Origin of the sequence: Cognatitamlana onchidii, from assembly GCF_004804355.1 — a bacterium.
Lineage (GTDB): Bacteria > Bacteroidota > Bacteroidia > Flavobacteriales > Flavobacteriaceae > Cognatitamlana > Cognatitamlana onchidii.
On the sequence record NZ_SRWZ01000001.1, the window covers coordinates 261,274 to 281,115 of the forward strand.

Sequence of the window (19,842 nt, forward strand, 5' to 3'; positions counted from 1 at the left end):
GCCGTTTTTTTTGGCATAAATAATGTATTTTTGATGGCATAACTAAGTATTTACCAAATGTTCAATCTTTATAAATAGTAAAACCTAGAATTAAGCCTACCTCCATTTGAAAAAGCAACTCTCAAAAATATTAGCTTTAACAATCATGACTGTCCAATTAATCTCTTGTGATGCTGTTAAAAGAGTTGGAGAAGAAGAATATTTGCTTACAAAGAATGCTATTGTTATTAACGGAAAGCTAGACAAAAGAGATCGTATTGATAAACTTATTGTTCAGAGTCCAAATAAAAAATTGGCTAATATTCCGTTACAACTTCATGTTTATAACTTAGCTCGACCAAATAGAGATTCTATTTTTGATGCCTGGTTAGAAAAAAAGCCAAAACGAGAAGAACGCCTTAAAAACCTATATTCACAAAAGCAAGTTAACCAATTAAGAGCGTCTGCATTAGGCTTCAATAGTTGGTTAAAAAAAACAGGCGAAGCCCCTGTTATAGTTAATGAAGATAAAGCAAAAAAGTCTGTAAAAAACCTCGAAGCCTATCATACTAACCACGGTTGGTTTAACGCAAAAGCAGAGTACAACGTTACAAGACACGATGATAAAAAGGCCGAAATCGAATACAAGGTACATACTGGATCACCCTATGTACTAGATTCTATAACAAACATCGTTAAATCTCCAGCTATTAAAACCCTATATGAGGATATTAAAAAAGAAAGCCTTTTAAAACCAAACGAACAATACAAAACATCAAATTTTGAAGAAGAAAGAGATAGAATTTCTCAAAGATTGAGAAACGCTGGAATTTATCACTTTAGTACTGATTATATAACCTTTGAAATAGATACGATAGGTACAAACAAAAAAGTAAATGTTAATTTAACCATTCAAGATCGAGCAATAAGAACACCCGACTCCCTAGAAAGGCAACCTTTTAATGTTTATACGATCCAAGGTGTTGATATTATTACCGACTATTCGTTTGAAAATAGCGGTAAACCGTTTAAAGATTCTATTTCATACGATGGCTATAATTTATATAGTTATGGTAAAATGAGACACCGACCTAAAAGTATAACGGATGCTATTTTTGTTAAACCTGGAGATGTTTTTAAAGAAATTGATGTGCTAAGAACATACAGGCACTTAAAAGAACTACGAACTTTTAAATACCCAAATATTGAAATTGAAGAGCATCTTGACAACACCTTAACTCACACGATTAGGCTATCTCCATTAAAAAAATTCAGCCTTGGGTTAGGAGCAGACGTTTCTACAAGTAACATTCAAACCGTAGGATTTTCGTTTAATCCCAGTCTACAAATGCGAAATATTTTTAGGGGCGCTGAAACTTTAGATATTACGGCAAGAGGCTCTATTGGTGCCTCAAGAGACAAAAACAACCCGAATGATGCTTTTTTTGATATTATCGAGTACGGTGTCGATCTTAGGCTAACAATCCCAAGGTTGTTTTCTCCATTTTATACTAAGCATATTATCCCTAAATACATGTCGCCCAACACCCAAATCACTTTGGCTATGACAAGTCAAACTAATATTGGTTTAGATAAACAATCTTTTCTGGGCACTCTAAATTACAATTGGTTACCTAATGACATATATAACAGCCGTTTGGGTTTATTTAATATTGAATACGTACAAAACTTGAACCCAGACAATTATTTTGGGGTATATCAAACATCATACAACTCGCTAAATCAGATTGCAAAAGATGTTGGTTACATTGAACCCGAGGAAAACCTAGGTATTCCTGAAGAAGCAGACGAATTTATTGCTTATGCCTTAGGTCCTCCTCCAGCACCAGAATTTTCTGAAGACCAGCTTAATACGGTAAACAGCATTGATGAGCGAAAAACAAGGTTAACTGAAAACAACCTTATACTTTCATCTAGTTATAGTTTTACAAAAGACAATAGAAAAAATTTATTTGATGAAGACTTTTCAATATTCAGATTTAAATTTGAGGCTGCAGGTAATTTGCTTTCAGCGGCATCAGACCTACTGGGCTTAAAAAAAGATGCTAGCGGTCGTTATACGCTTTTTAATGTAGCCTACTCTCAGTATCTTAAAACGGAGCTTGATTATGTAAAGCACTGGGATCTGGGTAAAAAAAATGTATTTGCCATTAGAAGCTTCTTTGGAATTGCAATACCTTATGGAAATTCAAATAGTATACCCTTTGCCAAAAGTTTCTTTGCTGGTGGACCAAATGACAATAGAGCTTGGTCTGCATATAGTTTAGGACCAGGAAGTTCTAAATCAAGAGATGAATTTAATGAGGCCAACTTAAAAATAGCCTTCAGCGCTGAACAGCGGTTTAATATTTTTGAAAAACTGAACGGTGCTGTTTTTATTGATACTGGAAATATTTGGAATGTACTAGATAATGTTACCGATCCGAACGCCACGTTCACAGGAATTAAGTCTTTAGAAGATATTGCAGTAGGTTCCGGCTTGGGGTTGCGCTACGACTTTAGTTATTTTGTTTTTAGATTAGATGTCGGTTTTAAAACTTACGACCCAGCTTATCAAAAGGGAGATCGGTGGTTTAAGGATTATAATTTTAAAAATGCTGTTTATAATATTGGTATAAACTACCCATTTTAAGACATGTAACGCTATACCCTTACTAAATCGTTTTAGTTTTATTTTGGATAATTCAACCTATAAATCCAACATAAAATCTTCAAAAAATCATTACTTTTGAATTTATTAAATTAGAAATTAAATTAAATTAAAAAAATGGGACATAATATAAAACCAGGAGTGGCTACTGGAAAAGAGGTTCAAGCCATTTTCGATCATGCGAAAGCAAATAACTACGCACTTCCAGCTGTCAATGTTATTGGTTCAGATACGATTAATGGTGTTTTAGAAACCGCTAGAGACTTAAACGCGCCTGTAATCATTCAATTCTCAAATGGGGGAGCTCAATTTAATGCTGGTAAAGGATTGAATAATGACGGACAAAAAGCTGCTATCGCTGGGGCCATCGCTGGAGCTAAGCATGTTCATACCTTAGCAGAGGCTTATGGTGTTCCTGTTATTTTACATACAGATCACTGTGCTAAAAAGCTATTACCTTGGATTGATGGTTTATTGGATGCTAGTGAAAAGCATTTTTCAGAAACTGGAAAATCTTTGTTTAGCTCGCATATGATTGACTTATCTGAGGAGCCAATTGAGGAAAATATTGAAGTTTGTAAACAGTATTTAGAAAGAATGTCCAAAATGGGTATGACTTTAGAAATAGAACTTGGTATTACCGGTGGTGAAGAAGATGGTGTTGATAATACAGATGTAGACGACTCGAAGTTATATACCCAACCAGAAGAAGTTGCTTATGCTTATGAGGAGTTAAGTAAAGTTAGTTCGCAATTTACTATTGCTGCTGCCTTTGGTAATGTTCATGGTGTATATAAGCCAGGAAATGTAAAACTAACTCCAAAAATTTTGAAAAACTCTCAGGAATATATTTCAAAAAAATATGGTGTAGGGCATAATCATATAGACTTTGTATTCCATGGTGGATCGGGTTCTACAGTTGAAGAAATTCGTGAAGGAATAAGCTATGGTGTTATCAAAATGAATATTGATACCGATTTACAGTATGCATTTATGAGTGGAATTAGAGATTATATGAGTGAAAAAACGGAATACCTTCAATCTCAAATTGGTAACCCTGATGGTAACGATGCGCCTAACAAAAAATTCTACGACCCCAGAGTTTGGCTGCGCGAAGGTGAAAAATCATTCGTAACTCGTTTGAAAAAAGCCTTTGAAGATTTAAACAATGTAAACACATTGTAATAAAATTATTTTTACCACAAAAACCCTAAAATGGCTTCACTTAGTAGTGAGGTCATTTTTGTTTATGTCCGATTTAACAAGGTTATAGCCTTGAAACGGTAATAAAAACATGATGGAGTTATTACAAAATTAAAAAAAGGTTTAATTTTGTAGTCTGGCTTGTTGTGACGGCTTGATGAATTTTATAGTTATATACTTAATAAACACCACGCAAACAATGCCAAATATTAGCTATTTAGATTATTTAAGATAATAAAATCTAAAAACACACAAACTATATGTCTTGGTTTAAAAGAAAAACAAAGGGAATTACAACAACCACCGAAGAGAAAAAAGACACGCCAAAGGGACTGTGGTATAAATCTCCTACTGGTAAAATCGTTGATACTGAAGAGTTAGAAAAAAACTATTATGTAAGTCCGGAAGATGGCTACCATGTTAGAATTGGAAGTAAAGAGTATTTTGAAATACTTTTTGATGACAACAAATTCAAGGAACTTGATAAAAATCTTGAGTCTAAAGACCCCTTAAAGTTTGAAGACACAAAAAAGTATCCTGAGCGTTTAAAAGCAGCTCAAGATAAAACAAAACTTAAGGATGCTGTAAGAACAGCAGTAGGAAAATCTAAAGGAAAAGACTTAGTGGTTGCCTGCATGGATTTTGCTTTTATTGGAGGTTCTATGGGGAGTGTGGTTGGCGAAAAAATAGCCAGAGCTGCAGATTATTCATTAAAGCATAATATTCCTTTAATGGTAATTTCTAAATCTGGCGGTGCTAGAATGATGGAAGCTGCTTTGTCGTTAATGCAATTGGCAAAAACATCTGTTAAACTTGCCCAATTAGCAGAAGCTAAAATTCCATATATTTCGTTGTGTACAGACCCTACCACAGGGGGGACGACAGCTTCTTTTGCTATGCTAGGCGATATAAATATTAGCGAACCAGGCGCCTTAATTGGTTTTGCCGGACCTCGTATAGTTAGAGACACTACTGGTAAAGAATTACCTGAAGGCTTTCAAACTTCCGAATTCTTGCTAGAACATGGTTTCCTTGATTTTATTACAGTAAGAAAAGAATTAAAAAATAAAGTAAACCAATACTTGGACTTAATTACAAATCAACCTTTGAGGGCTTAATTTAATTTTAAATACTTTCCCTAAGTACTTAAATATATATGTTAATAGCTTAATATTCATTAAACACTTTATTATCATGAAAACAAAAGCTACATTATTAATTATTTTACTTTTAAATGTCTTTAGCTGTGACGAAATAGACAAACTTACCGAGTTTGATGTAAACGACAGCTTTGCCTACACCATTATTGTTTCAGAAAGTACAGATTCTGAAGGCACACCTGTAAGTATATCAGAATCAATAACTATCAACCTAACTGATAATCAGGATATTGATGACAACTTAGATTTAATACAAAGTGTTGCGGTAAACTCAATTACTTTTGAAATAGATAATTTTGAGGGAGCAGAATTAACTACCTTAAGTAATGTTTTATTGACCTTTGATAGCGTTACATTACGGTTAGCCGATACTGACTTAAAAGCGGCCGACGACTCTAATACTAGTTATATGGTTGGAACGGCTAGTGATTATGATAATATTGCTAACTTGTTAAAAAACAACAAATCTGTAACAGCACAAATATCCGGAACAATAAGTGAAACTCCTGTGAGCTTTGATATTAACATAAAAGTAGATATTAAAGTTGTCATTGACGTTATTTAAAAACGGAATAGAGCTCTCATAAATCAGTAAAAAGAAAAAACTCTTTGACTTAAAAATAGTTTTATTGTTAAGAAGGTTCTTTAAACAGCTATAGAATTTCACTTATTAGAAAAGGTATAGATTTAACAAAAAGCTTGTTAGGGTATTTCTAGCAGGCTTTTTTTAGATATATTGAAAACTCCGTGCCCTTATCTACTTGGCTCACAACTTCAACCTTACCTCCCATCGATTCTATATGATTTTTAGTAATAAATAAACCAATCCCAATAGCATCTTTGTTAATATGAAAGGTTTTATACATATGAAAAAGCTTCTTTCCATACTTTTCTAAGTCGATCCCAATTCCATTGTCTGCAATAATTAAAATAACATAATTCTCATCTTCTTCAACAGATATTTTAATTTCTGAGGGTCTAGCTTCAGACCTATACTTAATAGCATTAGTTAAGAAGTTCAATACAATACTATCCAGGTAAGCAGGAACACCTTTAACAAATACATCATCCTCAATACTATTAATAATTGCAGTATTTGTGTTTCTAGCCAATGCTGTGACGTTATAAATAGCTTTCTCTACATAATCAAGAAGGTTTAATGTTTCAACTTCATCATTTCCAACTTGTTTAATTTTAGCAACTTCGGTTAAATGAGACACTGTTTCTTCCAAATTATCTATGGCTTTAACCATCAAATCAAAATTCTCATTGTCGTTAAGCCACTCAAACTCTTCTTGTAAAAAACCTTTTATAGTCGACAGGTTTCCCGAATGAGATCGTAAATTATGAGTTATAATATCGGCGAATGTATTGAGTCTTTCATTTTGTTCTCTAACAACCTTTAACATAAGTTTCAACTTATCTTGATTTAGTTTACGACTCGTTATATCCGAAAATTGCCATATCATTTGGGCTGGAGAACCATCTTTATTATTAATTAGGGAGACCGAAATGAGTACCCATATAATAGAACCATCTTTATGAAAGTAGCGTTGACGCACACGATACCGATCGATTTTCCCAGCTAATAATCGTTCATATTTAGTTTGATGTACTCCCAAATCCTCTCTAAATACAATATTTTGAATATCCATATTAAATAACTCGTTTCGGGTATATCCAAACAAATCACAAATACTATCATTTACTTTTATCCAATCCCCATCTAAAGTAAGTATTACAATACCGTTGTAAGTATTGTTAAATATTTTTTCAAAGGAATCGTAGGTGTCAGGAAAATTATTGTGAAGAAATGACGCTTTCATGCATAAGAAATTACAAGTTATATACGCTATTATATACTTATGGTCTTAGGCTAGGGTAAATGTCAAGTAAAAGTTACGCAAAAAAAGTTTTAAACCCAAAAAAGTTCCTATATTTGCCGCTCGAAAGATAGACTTTCGTTTACATAACAATTATTTACAACAATATTAGCATGTATTTATCAAAAGAAGCAAAAGAAGAAATCTTCGCAAAACACGGAAAAGGAAAAAATGATTCTGGTTCTGCTGAAGGACAAATCGCCTTATTTACGGCACGAATTAATCACTTAACAGAACACTTAAAAAAGAATCGTAAAGATTATAACACAGAGCGTTCGTTAGTAAAATTAGTAGGTAAGCGTCGTGCTTTATTAGATTACTTAACTAAGAAAGATATCTTAAGATATCGTGCCATAGTAAAAGAATTAGGATTAAGAAAATAATCGAAAAACATAAAGACCACGTCATTAGCGTGGTCTTTTGTTTTTGCCTTAATTTAAGGCTTTTAGACAGGGAATTCTACCAACAGGCAGACCCCGAATAATATAACTCTTGCGACAGAGTCTAAACCTCGCAGTATTTAGAAGAAGCTAGATTCTGAAAATAGATTCAGGACAAAAGGTTTTTCATTGGTCGAGACATTTAGTCACACACAACAACTACACACAACACAACGACCATTGTTTAACAAAGCTTAAGCATATCTGTGCTTAGGTGACAAGAAAAAAATTTATGATTCCAAAAACATTTAAAGAGGTTATTGACCTTGGTGACGGTAGAGAAATTTCTATCGAAACTGGAAAATTAGCAAAACAAGCTCATGGTAGCGTTGTCGTGCAATCTGGAAACTGTATGTTATTATGTACCGTTGTTTCCAATTACAAAGCTGCCGATGTCGATTTTTTACCTTTAACAGTAGACTATCGTGAAAAATTTGCGGCAGCAGGGAGATACCCTGGTGGATTCTTTAAGAGAGAAGCTAGACCAAGTGACGGCGAGGTATTAACCATGCGTTTAGTAGACCGCGTTTTACGTCCGTTATTCCCAAAAGATTATCACTCTGAAACTCAGGTAATGATTCAGTTAATGTCTCACGATCCTGAAGTAATGCCAGATGCTATGGCTGGTTTAGCCGCTTCTGCAGCTATTCAATTATCCGATTTCCCTTTTGAATGCCCAATCTCCGAAGTAAGAGTTGGTCGTATTAATGGTGAATTAATTATCAATCCTTCTTTCTCTCAGCTAGATGAATCTGACATCGATATGGTTATTGGCGCTTCGGCTGATTCTGTAATGATGGTTGAGGGTGAAATGGATGAGATTTCTGAAGAAGAAATGACTGAAGCTATCAAGTTTGCGCATGAAGCTATTAAAGTACAATGTGATGCTCAAATTAGATTAGCGGAAGCCTTTGGCAAAAAAGAAACTCGTGAATATGAACCTGAAAGAGAAGATGAGGACTTAGCTAAAAAGATTCATGATATGGCATACGACAAAGTGTATGCTGTAGCTAAAGCGGGTTCTTCCAAACACGAAAGAAGTGCTGCTTTTGCAGAAATAAAGGAGGAAATTGTGGCTTCATTCTCTGAAGAAGAGCTAGAAGATTTCGGCGATTTAATTTCCAAATATTACAGTAAAGCTGAAAAGGCCGCTGTACGTGACTTAACTTTGAATGAAGGTTTACGTTTAGACGGCCGTAAAACAACCGATATCAGACCAATATGGTGTGAGGTTGACTACTTACCATCTACACACGGTTCTTCAATATTTACACGAGGGGAAACTCAAGCACTAGCCACAGTAACCTTAGGTACTTCTAGAGAAGCTAACCAAATAGATATGCCATCTTTTGAAGGTGAAGAGCGCTTCTATTTACATTATAACTTCCCTCCTTTTTCAACAGGTGAAGCTAGACCTATTCGTGGAACATCTCGTCGTGAAGTTGGACACGGTAACTTAGCCCAACGTGCTTTAAAAGGTATGGTTCCTGAAGACTGTCCTTATACAGTACGTGTGGTTTCTGAGATTTTAGAATCAAATGGTTCTTCATCTATGGCAACCGTTTGTGCTGGAACAATGGCTATGATGGATGCTGGTGTACAACTAAAGAAACCGGTTTCTGGTATTGCTATGGGATTAATCTCAGATGCTGAGACTGGAAACTACGCGGTTTTATCTGATATCTTAGGTGATGAAGATCATTTAGGTGATATGGACTTTAAAGTAACCGGTACTGAAGACGGTATCACCGCTTGCCAAATGGATATTAAAGTAAAAGGATTGTCTTACGAAATCTTAGTGAACGCTTTAAAACAAGCACGTGATGGTCGTTTACATATTTTAGGTAAGATAACTGAAACCATAGCAACACCTAATGCAGAAGTTAAGGAGCACGCGCCTACCATGGTTACTAGACGTATTCCTAACGAGTTTATTGGTGCTTTAATTGGTCCTGGCGGAAAAGTAATTCAAGAACTGCAAAAAGAAACAGAAACCACTATAGTTATTAATGAAGACCCTATAACTGAAGAAGGTGTGGTTGAAGTTTTAGGTGTTGGTAGCAAAGGTATTGATGCTGTACTTGCCAAAATTGATGCTTTAATGTTTAAGCCTGAAGTTGGTAGCGTTTACGAAGTAAAAGTAATTAAAATGCTTGATTTTGGTGCCGTAGTAGAATATACTGAAGCGCCAGGTAACGAGGTGTTATTACACGTAAGTGAACTAGCTTGGGAACGTACCGAAAATGTATCGGATGTTGTGAATATGGGTGATATATTTGATGTGAAGTACTTTGGAGTTGATCCAAAAACACGCAAAGAAAAAGTATCTCGTAAAGCTATTTTACCAAAACCAGAAGGTTGGCAACCAAGACCTCCTAGAGATAACAACAGAGGTGGTCGTGACAACAGAGGTAGAGATAACCGTGGACGTGACAATCGCGGAAGAGATAATCGCAGAGAGGATAGAAAACCTAGAGAAGATAAGAAGGAAGATTAATACTTTCCATACTTTTTAAGTTTAAAAGCCATCAAATAAAATTGATGGCTTTTTCTTTTTGTGTTACTCGTTTTAAAAATTATATCTAAACGGTATTATAAATAATTCGCATTTTTTTAACACTATTAAAGCTAGATGCAGTTATATTATTTAAGCTTTAACGAGCTACGGATTCCTTGAACAATTGCCAACGTTTAGAATCGCCGTTTATAATAAAGCCTTCACTATTTTTAAATATAGCCGTGATCCCCCCAACAGCAGCACCATAAAAAGCTCCAGAGAATCCAAAAGCTAAGATAGCCCCTCCTCTCGAATAAGGCCAAAGATCGTCCTCGTTCGCTGTAATAGCAAGGGCAACTCCTACCCCCGTACCAACTAAAGCGCCTTTAGCAATATTATTCCCAGCCGATTTTTTTGTTTTAATTCTACCTATATCCTTCAAAAAAAGACTTCGGTATACTTCGGATCGTCTAAGTCCTATAACGCTATCGTTTATAAAAGCAATTTTTCCTGTACCAATTTTTTTATCGTTCAAATTATAAACTCTAACAAATATTTTATTTAAACTCTCGGGTTTCTGAGCATAACTCAATTTTGGATTTAAGTACATAATAAGTACGACAACACATCCTATAACTCTCATGATACTAACTTTTGATTAATAGCTACCATTAAAGTTATGGTACATCGAGATATTAACTATCCGAAAAAATCTTTAGAATAAAAAATAGGGCGTCCAACGATAATTTCGGACAATATAAACACTTAATACTTAGCTCTGAATGTAGAAGGTGTTTCTGAGGTGAATTTTTTAAACGCAGCGTAAAACGTCGATTTCGAATTAAAGCCGCATTCCAAACCAATGGCAACTATGGTGTAGTTACTATAGGCTTTATTAGATAAAAATCTCTTTGCTTGTTCTATCCTTAATGCGTTAATAAAATCAGAGAAATTAAAATCACTGTAGGAATTTATTAGTTTTGAGAAATAACTTTTACTCATTCCTAACTCTGCAGCCAATACTTCCATACTTAATAATGGGTCTAGGTATAATTTATCATTAATGATATGTGACTTTATCTTTTCAAAATCTTTTTGATGTTTCTCATTTAAAAATTCATCTTCACTATGAGAATGCGCTTTTAATTCCTGCGCTCCTATTAATACCTTATTGGTTTCTATAGAACTTCGTAATACGATTCTATCTCTTAAAACATTATATTTATAAACCCCTTGGTACCCCATCCAGTAAAGCACAATGGAAGAGCTGAGATTCAAAAACAAAAAAGCCTCAGTATTTCCAGTAAGCAACTTAATAAGTAATGCAACTGCCCAAAAGCCAATGACTACGACTCCCATTCTAATAAACCACTTAATCCAATTTAGGTCATCATAAGACAATATGTACGTTATTAGATGGTTTCTCCTAAAAATTAACAAACTGGCCTTCACAAAAAGAAAAATACTATATAAGAGATTAAAAACATCTTCATATAATGAATAAACCTCGATAAGGTGAATATCTCGATTTGGCACATAATAGTAAACATATAATATCAAACCCATACGAATTACTATTTCGACGGTAAAAACAATTAATGAAAACTTTAAAAAATCTCTGACTTTGTCTTGAACTTGAACAAAGTGCGTGGTAAAAGCATAAAACATAGGTAAGACAAGAACATACCAAGGTACTAGTAGTTGTTGAATTACAAAGCAATCTGAAATATAACCATTATCTATCAACCACCTTTGAAGGTTGTTTAATGAAATAAAAAGCACCGTAAGGTTTAAGAAAATAATTACGCGATCACACTTTTTTTTAGACAAAGTTGTAACAAGGTTAAATGCAAAACCTTGAACGACTCCAGCGATTAGAAAAAAATTGATAATTGATGTCAAATCTGTCAGTAAATTTTACTAAATTTAAGAATTTCAGGTTATTACACAACCACAAATGCTTCAAATCGAATTCGAAAAGGAACCTCGTAGTCCTTTAAACAATTGTTTAGTAACTAATACTATTCTTTAAAAAACATGTTTTACGTAAATACATTGGGACATTAATGTTACTATAAATAGTTCTCAAATCACTTTACCATCTATTTTTCTTAAAATCAAATATTTAATAAAAAATAGCATCTGTATCTTCCATTATCACAATATGGTTTTAAAAAAAATCTAAACCTGTTTTATTCACGTATAACCCATAAAACCATTACTATTTAGTGATCCATTAAAACCCCTCTATCATGAGTATTAAAAGACTTCACCGTATTATTAATATTAAATACAAAAAAACAAACCTCTGGAGTTTTATCGTATTAGTATGTACTTTTCTTCTAATACTTGATGCGATATATTTATTCTTCATACTTCAAAATGATTTCTACGAATTTAATATTGAAAGAACGGGATCGATATTGGGATCTACTTTTATGATTATAGCAGTTGCCTTACTTATTTTTAAGGCCAGTTTTTTTATATACACCCTCTACAAATACTTTAAATACAAACCAATAGCATCTGCCTTGGACAATGAGCTACCCTCCTGTACGGTCATTGTTCCAGCCTATAACGAAGGCAAACAAGTTTACGATACACTTATGAGTTTAGCTAAAAGTGATTATCCGAAACATAAATTACAATTACTGGCTATTGACGATGGTAGCAAAGATGATACCTGGCCTTGGATTATCGAGGCTAAAAAAGTTTTAGGAGATGGCTTGTCTATCTTTAAGCAACCTAAAAACAAAGGAAAACGTCATGCACTTTATCGCGGATTTAATGAAGGTACAGGTGATATATTTGTTACTGTAGATAGCGATTCTATTGTAACAGAAGACACCCTAAGAAATTTAGTAAGTCCTTTTGTATCAAACGAAAAATGCGGGGCTGTTGCAGGAAATATTAGAGTACTAAATAATAAGAAAGCTCTGCTTCCAAAAATGCTGGATGTTAGTTTTGTTTTAAGTTTCGAGTTTGTGCGTTCAGCTGAGAGTAGTCTTAATTCTGTATTGTGTACGCCAGGTGCCCTGGCGGCATATCGCCGTGATGCTGTTTTTGCTTGTCTTCCAGAATGGATTAATCAAACTTTTATGGGAAAACCATCAGATATTGGCGAGGACCGGGCAATGACCAACATGATTTTAAAACAGGGCTACCATGTTTTATTTCAAAGAAATGCCTATGCCTATACCAACGTTCCTGAAAAATACAATGATTTGTACAAAATGTTTATTAGATGGGGTCGAAGCAATGTTCGTGAAAATATAGCCATGTCTAAATACGTATTTACAAATTTTAAAGAAGAATCAAAGTTCGGAACGCGCTTATTATTTTTAAGTCAGTCTCTTGAAATCATAATGTGCTATCCTTTTTTAATTTTTATGTTACTTTTTGTTGTTATGCACCCTTTACTATTTATAAGCTCTACCCTTTTTAGTGTCTTTATTCTATCAACTTTTTCTGTTATTTTTTATGCTAAAAAATATGATTTATCAGAATCATTATGGGCATATACCTATAGCATATTGTATACATTTGGATTGTTTTGGATTACGCCCTACTCAATCGCTACAGCAAATAAAAGTGGTTGGTTAACCAGAGAAATAAAATAGCTAATAGGTTATAAAGGTATAACTTGGCTTATTTTGAGGTTTGCAACCAATCAAAATGCTTATTAATAATAGCCTGCTTGTTTTCAGTTACATAATCAATTAGCGATTTGGCAATGGTAGACATGTTTTTAGAACTAAGCCAAATTAAGTTCCAATTAGTAACAATTGGTAAGCCCTTTACAGGTATTATCTGTAAATCTCCAATGGTTAGAGCGTTTTTAATACCTATTAATGGCATAATAGAATATCCTAATCCAGAAATAACAGCTTGTTTTAAAGCTTCATTAGAAGTCAACTCCATCTTCTTGTAAGTTGATACCTTTTTAGAATCAATAAATTTTTCCATGGCCAAACGAGTGGCAGAGCCTTGTTCTCGGTAAATAAGTGGCAAATTTTGAAATGCAGTTTTCGAAAGGTACTTACCCTTATGAACATAGTCCTTCCCTCCTACCATGTACAGTTCATTTCTCATAAGCTCAATTCTGTTTATTTTTAGTTTTTTAGGAATGGTTGAAACCATGGCAAAATCTACTTCATTATTCTCTAGAGCTTTAATTACGGAAGCTTTATTTGTAACATCCATTATCAAGTCCACACCACGGTGCGTGTTAATAAAGTCTGAAATAAAATAAGGCATTACATATTTTGCGGTAGATACAATTGCAATCTTAAGCTTTCCTGCAAGTTCGCCTTGGTAAGACAAAGCTTTATAATCAATCGCTCTAACTTCGTCCATTATTTTCTCAGCAGCATGAGCAATTTCTTCTCCAAATTCAGTAATATAAATGCGCCTTCCAACAACTTCGAATAACGGAATTTTAAACTGTTCCTGAAATTTTTTAAGCTGAATTGACACAGCAGGTTGAGTAAGATATAATGCCTCTGAGGCCTTTGTAACACTTTGTAATTCAGCAATTTTTAGAAACACTTCAAGCTGGTGCAATGTATAATTCATAAAAAAATGTTATGGTTAACATAATAAATATAAATAAAAATATATGAATTATATGTACAAACTTTGCAAAAAAATAAATTCACAATGAAGCAAAAACTTTTACGCAGTTTTAAAAACCTACATGAAAAAACAATTTCAATGAACGATGTTATCATGACTTCAATGTACTTACTAGCAATAACCTTCTCTTTAAGGAGTGGTGGTATATTGATAAGAGAACTAGTTGTTTGCGGGCTCATTATTGGTTTAGCCTTATTACACAAAAAAACTAGTATTTAATTGAAAACCAGAAATTTTTTAAAATGGACTTACATTTATTAATCGACAACCTAACAAATCCAGCTTTGCTCTTCTTCTTTTTAGGGCTTATTGCGGTTCAACTTAAGAGTGACCTAAGAATTCCCGAAAACTCTTCAAAATTTATTTCTCTTTATTTATTATTAGCTATTGGCTTTAAAGGGGGTCAAGAGTTGTCTCATAGCCCTTTCAATTTAGAAATTATATGGGCACTCCTATTTGGAATTCTTTTAGCCGTTGCAGTTCCTATTTACACATACTTTATTCTCCGCAAAAAATTTAGCATCGAAAATGCAGGAGCCATTGCTGCATCCTATGGCTCTGTAAGTGCCGTAACATTTGTAACAGCTATTTCTTATTTAGAAATTATGCAAATACCCTTCAGCGGCCATATGGTTGCTGTTATGGCTCTAATGGAAGCGCCATCAATTATGGTTGGCTTACTCCTAATTATGGTTTCAACTGGAGGTAAAAAGAAAACAGACATTCCTTTATCGGCCGTTTTAAGACATGCCCTCTTTAATGGAAGTGTTTTACTAATAATAGGAAGTCTTGTTATTGGTTTTTTGGCAAGTGATGCGCAAGCGGAAGGCATCAAACCATTTACAACAGATATTTTTAAAGGATTTTTAGCCGTATTCCTTTTAGACATGGGAATAACCAGCGGAAGAAAAATTTCAAAACTCATAAAAAAAGGGTGGTTTGCATTCCTTTTTGCGATAATTATTCCAATAATAAACGGCTGCATAGTTGCTGCAATGACTGGGGCTTTTGTAAGCGGTACTGGTAACAGGCTACTATTTGCGATATTAGCAGCAAGCGCATCGTATATTGCTGTTCCTGCTGCAATGAAAATAGCCGTTCCAAAAGCCAGTCCTAGTTTGTATATCCCAATGGCCTTAGCTATTACATTCCCTTTTAATATTACCTTAGGAATGCCTCTATATTTATGTATTATTCAAAACTTTTAAAAAACATTTAATTATGAAAACTTCAGAAAAACAATCTCCAACAAAATCCCAGGTAGAACAAGAAATCAAGCTTGTAGATGGCATGTTTAATCCATCAGACGCAGCAAATATTATTGATGCCATTTTGGATATTAAAATCAACTATCATAAGCTTAAAAGACTATCCATAACAGAAGGTAATTGTAATGACCCATGCGAATATGACAGTGGAAGAATCAATGAGCTAATTGATGCCAAACTGGATGCAAAATCATTCTTTAAAGATGCTAGAAAGGACATGAAAAAATTAAAACTGTACGGAACACTGTCTATAAAAATTGAAGAATAATTCATTATTTACAGCTAAGTTCTTAAGCAATTTAGAATCTTAAAGACACATTAAATTGCATGAAAAAGCCCTTTTTTAATTAACTTAAAAAAGGGCTTATATTGTTGCGTATTCAATATTCTAATATCACATATCTTCTTCCAAGATATCAAATTCAGCCGCAGCTTGTGCATTTGTTTTTATGAGCAAGTAATGCTCTTTTAAGGCCTTCCACATACTCATAGATTTATATTCAAAACCATTTTCTTGAGCAAATTCTTTAATAACTTGAGTCGCTTCTGGTGCATATACAGAATTAACATTTGGTAAAATATGATGCACAATGTGGTAATTAAAATTACCCATAAACACTCTGCTAAACCAATTATCCATTGTAACATCATTGGTGGTAATAAACTGATGTTCTAGCCAACTATTTGGCATTTTACCATGTTCGTCTGGCACCGGAAACTCATTAGCCAAATTAGGATGAGCCGTTAATAAAATGGTTAACGCAATCAAGCTACCTACCACTAGCATAACTAAGAGCGCTCCTATAGCAACACCTGTTTTCTGTCCCATTAAGATTGGTACAAAAAGTAAGTAGAATACAAAGAAAAATTTGAAGAAAAATAATTTTACAAATTCTATTTTTGGTATGTCTTTTAACTTCTTTTTTATACAACGATCCTCCTGAAAAAAATCTTTAAAGTCCCTTATTAGAACCCAATTAAAAAGATACAAAGGATACATAAAAAACACAAGCCAGTGCTGCTTTCTATGGATAGGTTTCGATTCTGCCGCTGGATAAATCTTTACTGGACCTGCCTGCTCTATATCAGAGTCCCATCCCATAATATTCTGATAATTATGGTGCATTTTAATATGTCTGTTTTTCCAGATATAACTGTTTGCCCCCATAAAATCAAACACCAATAAAATCGCATTATTAGCCCATTGCTTTTTAAAAACATGATTATGAACGGCGTCATGAATGATATTCAAAAAAATAAATACTATTACAACTCCAAGTGCCACGTACAACGAATAATACAAACCAACATTTTCAATATTTCGCATAGCTACAAAATAAATGAGTACGTAAAGTGCAATAAAGAAAAAAGTGACTATTTGCTTTTTAAGGATTCTGGTTTTTGGCAAATCTTTAACCGCAGCATCTACTTTTTTTTTGAGTGATCTATAATGTTTATTATCTGTGGCGTTTTGATTAAATATAATTTCAGCACTCATATAACAAATCTTTAAAAATATACTGCAAAATTAAAGATAAAGCAGGGAATGAACAAGTTCTAAAAGCCTCAATTTATTAGACAAATATCGTGAAGATGCGCCTGAATTCAATCAAATAAAACTCACATCTCCATACATCTAGTCAAACCCCTCTTAAATATACATAATCATGTTTTGAAGCACCGGATTTCTATTCCTTTCGTTCCAGACCGCAGAAAGCGTAGTTAAGTGAATCTTAGATTTTATTTCAATAAATTTTAAGCTATCATTAGAAGTATTAACTAAAGACTTTGGAACAATAGAAATCCCAAAACCTTTATCCACTAGAGTATAGATCGAGGCTGCATGAATAGTATTGTGTGTTACATTAGGAACAAAACCAGCTTCATCGAAAATACCCATTACTTTTTCAAAATAGGAAGCACTATAAGCTGCATTAAACAAAATAAAAGGTTCTTCTCTTAATTGAGATATACTATTAAAATTGGTTGCATCAAGAGAGTGTTCTTTTGGCAGAACAATGCAAAAGGGTTCTTTTAGCAAAGGTTTAGACCTAATCCCTCTGGGTATTCTATCCAGTCTAACAAAGCCTAAATCAATATCTTGAGAAATCAAACTATCTATTTGCCTTTGGTTATCCATCTCTTGTAACGACAGGACTATATCCTTATGAGTGGCTTCAAACTGTAAAAGTAGTTCCGGAATGATTTTATTCATGGCAGATCCTACATACCCAAGTTTTAAGGCACCTTCCTGCCCATCACTCAAACGCTTTGCATGATTAAAAGTGTGCTCCAAACTTTTATTGTATGCATTTAATTCATCCTTTAAATATGCTCCAGCCACCGTAAGCTCGACCTTTCTATTATGCCTGTGAAACAACGTTAGACCCAATACGTCTTCCATATGTCTTATTTGTCTACTTAAACCAGGTTGAGAAATAAACAATCGCTCCGCAGCTTTTCTAAAATGTAAATCTTCGGCTACGGCCAAAAAATATCGAATATGCCTCAACTCTAATTGATTACCTATAGTTATCATTATTACAATAAATTAATCTTGTTAAGCATCAATATATCAAATAACTTTGAATTAAGCCTTAAATAACACAAAATGTTTAAATACGGTATTGATACATTAACTGGAAAAATAGCTATCGCCATTGCCAATGGAAGTACCAAAGCGATTCTCTCGAAAAGTGCTCAAGAAAAAGTTAATTCGTGCAGAAAAATGGTTGACACCATTGCCAATTCTAAAAAAGCAGTATACGGTATTAATACTGGTTTTGGTCCCCTTTGCGATGTACAAATTACTCCAGATGAAACCAGTAAACTTCAAGAAAACCTTATCAAAACACATGCCGTAGGAGTTGGTAAACCAATAGACAAACAGCTTTCTAAAATAATGATGATTTGCAAAGTACATGCACTTTGCCAAGGATTTTCTGGAATTAGAGTAGAAGTTATTGAACGCATTATATATTTTATTGAACATGATTTGCTCCCAGTTGTTCCTGAGCAAGGTTCTGTAGGGGCTTCGGGGGATTTAGCCCCTTTGTCTCATCTTTTTTTACCCCTTTTGGGAGAAGGACAATTTTGGGTAAAAAATAATACCATATCCGCAAGCAGCATTCTGCAGAAACACAAATTAAAACCCCTAAAATTATTAGCTAAAGAAGGACTAGCACTAATTAATGGTACACAGTTTATTTTAGCCCATAGTATTCTAGGGCTCGATAAAATGAAATTCCTTCTAAACCTAGCCGATCTTTCAGGTGCTATGAGTATAGAGGGCTACAAAGGAAGCGAATCTCCATTTAAAGCATCTTTGCATACTATTAGACCTTTTAAAGGCAACCTAAAAGTAGCTAAGCGCATGCGAAAACTATTCAAAGAATCTACGAATATTACCTCTCATAAAAACTGTGAGCGCGTTCAGGATCCGTATTCTATGCGATGTATTCCTCAGGTACATGGCGCCTCCAGAAATGCTTACTACCACCTGAAAAAATTAACAAAAATTGAAATAAATGCCGTAACCGACAACCCCATAATTTTAAGTAAAGATGAAGCGATTTCTGGAGGTAATTTTCATGGCCAACCTCTTGCCATGGCACTAGATTACGCCTCTATTGCAGCATCAGAACTCGGTAATATTGTCGATCGGCGATGCTATCTACTTATAGAGGGAAAATATGGATTACCTCGATTACTTACTGATTCAGGCGGACTCAACTCTGGATTTATGATTCCCCAATACACTACAGCTGCTTTGGTAGCAGAAAACAAGTCGTTATGCTTTCCTCCCTCTGCGGATAGTATTCCAACTTCGCTTGGTCAAGAAGATCATGTATCTATGGGAAGTATCTCTGGTAGAAAGTTTAATCAAATCCTAAATAATTTAGAAAAAATACTCGCCATAGAACTTATGTATGCAGCTCAAGCATTGGAGTTTAGAAGACCTTCGGAATTTTCAAAAATAGTTGAAGAGAATCTAAAAATTATCAGGAAAAAGGTTCCGAAACTTGAAGAAGATCGGGTTTTAATGCATGACATTAATGCCATGATTAGTCTTGTAAGAACCAGAGCCTTTATTGTTAAATAAACCA

The 19,842-nt window shown here is 34.0% G+C and carries 17 protein-coding genes; 11 read left to right on the forward strand and 6 right to left on the reverse strand.

All coding sequences use genetic code 11. From position 1 onward, the window contains the following. Positions 1 to 145: 145 nt before the first annotated feature. From tamL to E5D58_RS01300, 4 genes are all read left to right on the forward strand, one after another. Positions 146 to 2,632, forward strand: coding sequence for a translocation and assembly module lipoprotein TamL (tamL, locus tag E5D58_RS01285; protein ID WP_235835813.1), 2,487 nt, complete (start codon positions 146 to 148; stop codon positions 2,630 to 2,632). A 135-nt stretch (positions 2,633 to 2,767) separates the two neighbouring features. Further along, positions 2,768 to 3,835: a class II fructose-bisphosphate aldolase gene (gene fbaA, locus E5D58_RS01290; protein WP_136480025.1), complete on the forward strand. Its 1,068-nt coding sequence runs from the start codon at positions 2,768 to 2,770 to the stop codon at positions 3,833 to 3,835. 278 nt (positions 3,836 to 4,113) lie between these two features. After that, positions 4,114 to 4,971: an acetyl-CoA carboxylase, carboxyltransferase subunit beta gene (gene accD, locus E5D58_RS01295; RefSeq protein ID WP_136480026.1), complete on the forward strand. Its 858-nt coding sequence runs from the start codon at positions 4,114 to 4,116 to the stop codon at positions 4,969 to 4,971. 76 nt (positions 4,972 to 5,047) lie between these two features. Beyond that, positions 5,048 to 5,578 (forward strand): hypothetical protein, encoded by a 531-nt coding sequence (locus tag E5D58_RS01300; RefSeq protein WP_136480027.1) that lies wholly within the window; start codon positions 5,048 to 5,050, stop codon positions 5,576 to 5,578. A gap of 148 nt (positions 5,579 to 5,726) precedes the next feature. Here E5D58_RS01300 and E5D58_RS01305 read toward each other — a convergent pair whose 3' ends face one another. Beyond that, a complete protein-coding gene (locus E5D58_RS01305; protein WP_136480028.1) occupies positions 5,727 to 6,839 on the reverse strand; it encodes a sensor histidine kinase in 1,113 nt (370 codons plus the stop codon). Positions 6,840 to 7,009: 170 nt separating this feature from the next. Between E5D58_RS01305 and rpsO the strand changes: the two genes are divergently transcribed. Together rpsO and E5D58_RS01315 are read left to right on the forward strand one after the other, a co-directional pair. After that, a complete protein-coding gene (gene rpsO, locus E5D58_RS01310; RefSeq protein ID WP_136480029.1) occupies positions 7,010 to 7,279 on the forward strand; it encodes a 30S ribosomal protein S15 in 270 nt (89 codons plus the stop codon). Between the two features lie 289 nt (positions 7,280 to 7,568). After that, positions 7,569 to 9,833, forward strand: a complete 2,265-nt coding sequence (locus tag E5D58_RS01315) for a polyribonucleotide nucleotidyltransferase (RefSeq protein WP_136480030.1) — start codon at positions 7,569 to 7,571, stop codon at positions 9,831 to 9,833. Positions 9,834 to 9,990: 157 nt separating this feature from the next. Here E5D58_RS01315 and E5D58_RS01320 read toward each other — a convergent pair whose 3' ends face one another. Continuing rightward, complete coding sequence (locus E5D58_RS01320) at positions 9,991 to 10,476, reverse strand: hypothetical protein (RefSeq protein WP_136480031.1); 486 nt, start codon at positions 10,474 to 10,476, stop codon at positions 9,991 to 9,993. 122 nt (positions 10,477 to 10,598) lie between these two features. Continuing rightward, the gene (locus tag E5D58_RS01325; protein ID WP_136480032.1) at positions 10,599 to 11,663 is read right to left on the reverse strand and encodes a helix-turn-helix domain-containing protein; all 1,065 of its coding nucleotides are present in this window, start codon (positions 11,661 to 11,663) and stop codon (positions 10,599 to 10,601) included. Between the two features lie 422 nt (positions 11,664 to 12,085). On the opposite strand from E5D58_RS01325, the gene E5D58_RS01330 reads away from it, so the two are divergent. Next, positions 12,086 to 13,453, forward strand: coding sequence for a glycosyltransferase family 2 protein (locus E5D58_RS01330; RefSeq protein ID WP_136480033.1), 1,368 nt, complete (start codon positions 12,086 to 12,088; stop codon positions 13,451 to 13,453). A 28-nt stretch (positions 13,454 to 13,481) separates the two neighbouring features. Here E5D58_RS01330 and E5D58_RS01335 read toward each other — a convergent pair whose 3' ends face one another. Further along, positions 13,482 to 14,408 (reverse strand): LysR family transcriptional regulator, encoded by a 927-nt coding sequence (locus tag E5D58_RS01335; RefSeq protein ID WP_136480034.1) that lies wholly within the window; start codon positions 14,406 to 14,408, stop codon positions 13,482 to 13,484. 84 nt (positions 14,409 to 14,492) lie between these two features. Here E5D58_RS01335 and E5D58_RS01340 point away from each other — a divergent pair, with 84 nt between their 5' ends. The 3 genes from E5D58_RS01340 to E5D58_RS01350 are packed head-to-tail and all read left to right on the forward strand — an operon-like array spanning position 14,493 to position 16,004. Beyond that, positions 14,493 to 14,687, forward strand: a complete 195-nt coding sequence (locus tag E5D58_RS01340) for a hypothetical protein (protein ID WP_136480035.1) — start codon at positions 14,493 to 14,495, stop codon at positions 14,685 to 14,687. A gap of 23 nt (positions 14,688 to 14,710) precedes the next feature. Continuing rightward, entirely contained in the window at positions 14,711 to 15,676 is a 966-nt protein-coding gene (locus tag E5D58_RS01345) for a sodium-dependent bicarbonate transport family permease (RefSeq protein WP_136480036.1), read from the forward strand. A 13-nt stretch (positions 15,677 to 15,689) separates the two neighbouring features. Then, the gene (locus E5D58_RS01350; RefSeq protein ID WP_136480037.1) at positions 15,690 to 16,004 is read left to right on the forward strand and encodes a hypothetical protein; all 315 of its coding nucleotides are present in this window, start codon (positions 15,690 to 15,692) and stop codon (positions 16,002 to 16,004) included. A gap of 126 nt (positions 16,005 to 16,130) precedes the next feature. Here the strand turns inward: E5D58_RS01350 and E5D58_RS01355 are convergent, their stop codons facing one another. After that, the gene (locus tag E5D58_RS01355) at positions 16,131 to 17,234 is read right to left on the reverse strand and encodes a fatty acid desaturase family protein (protein WP_205660287.1); all 1,104 of its coding nucleotides are present in this window, start codon (positions 17,232 to 17,234) and stop codon (positions 16,131 to 16,133) included. Between the two features lie 153 nt (positions 17,235 to 17,387). Continuing rightward, positions 17,388 to 18,275, reverse strand: a complete 888-nt coding sequence (locus tag E5D58_RS01360) for a LysR family transcriptional regulator (RefSeq protein ID WP_235835814.1) — start codon at positions 18,273 to 18,275, stop codon at positions 17,388 to 17,390. A 72-nt stretch (positions 18,276 to 18,347) separates the two neighbouring features. On the opposite strand from E5D58_RS01360, the gene hutH reads away from it, so the two are divergent. Next, a complete protein-coding gene (gene hutH / locus E5D58_RS01365; protein WP_136480038.1) occupies positions 18,348 to 19,838 on the forward strand; it encodes a histidine ammonia-lyase in 1,491 nt (496 codons plus the stop codon). The last annotated feature ends 4 nt before the right edge of the window (positions 19,839 to 19,842 follow it).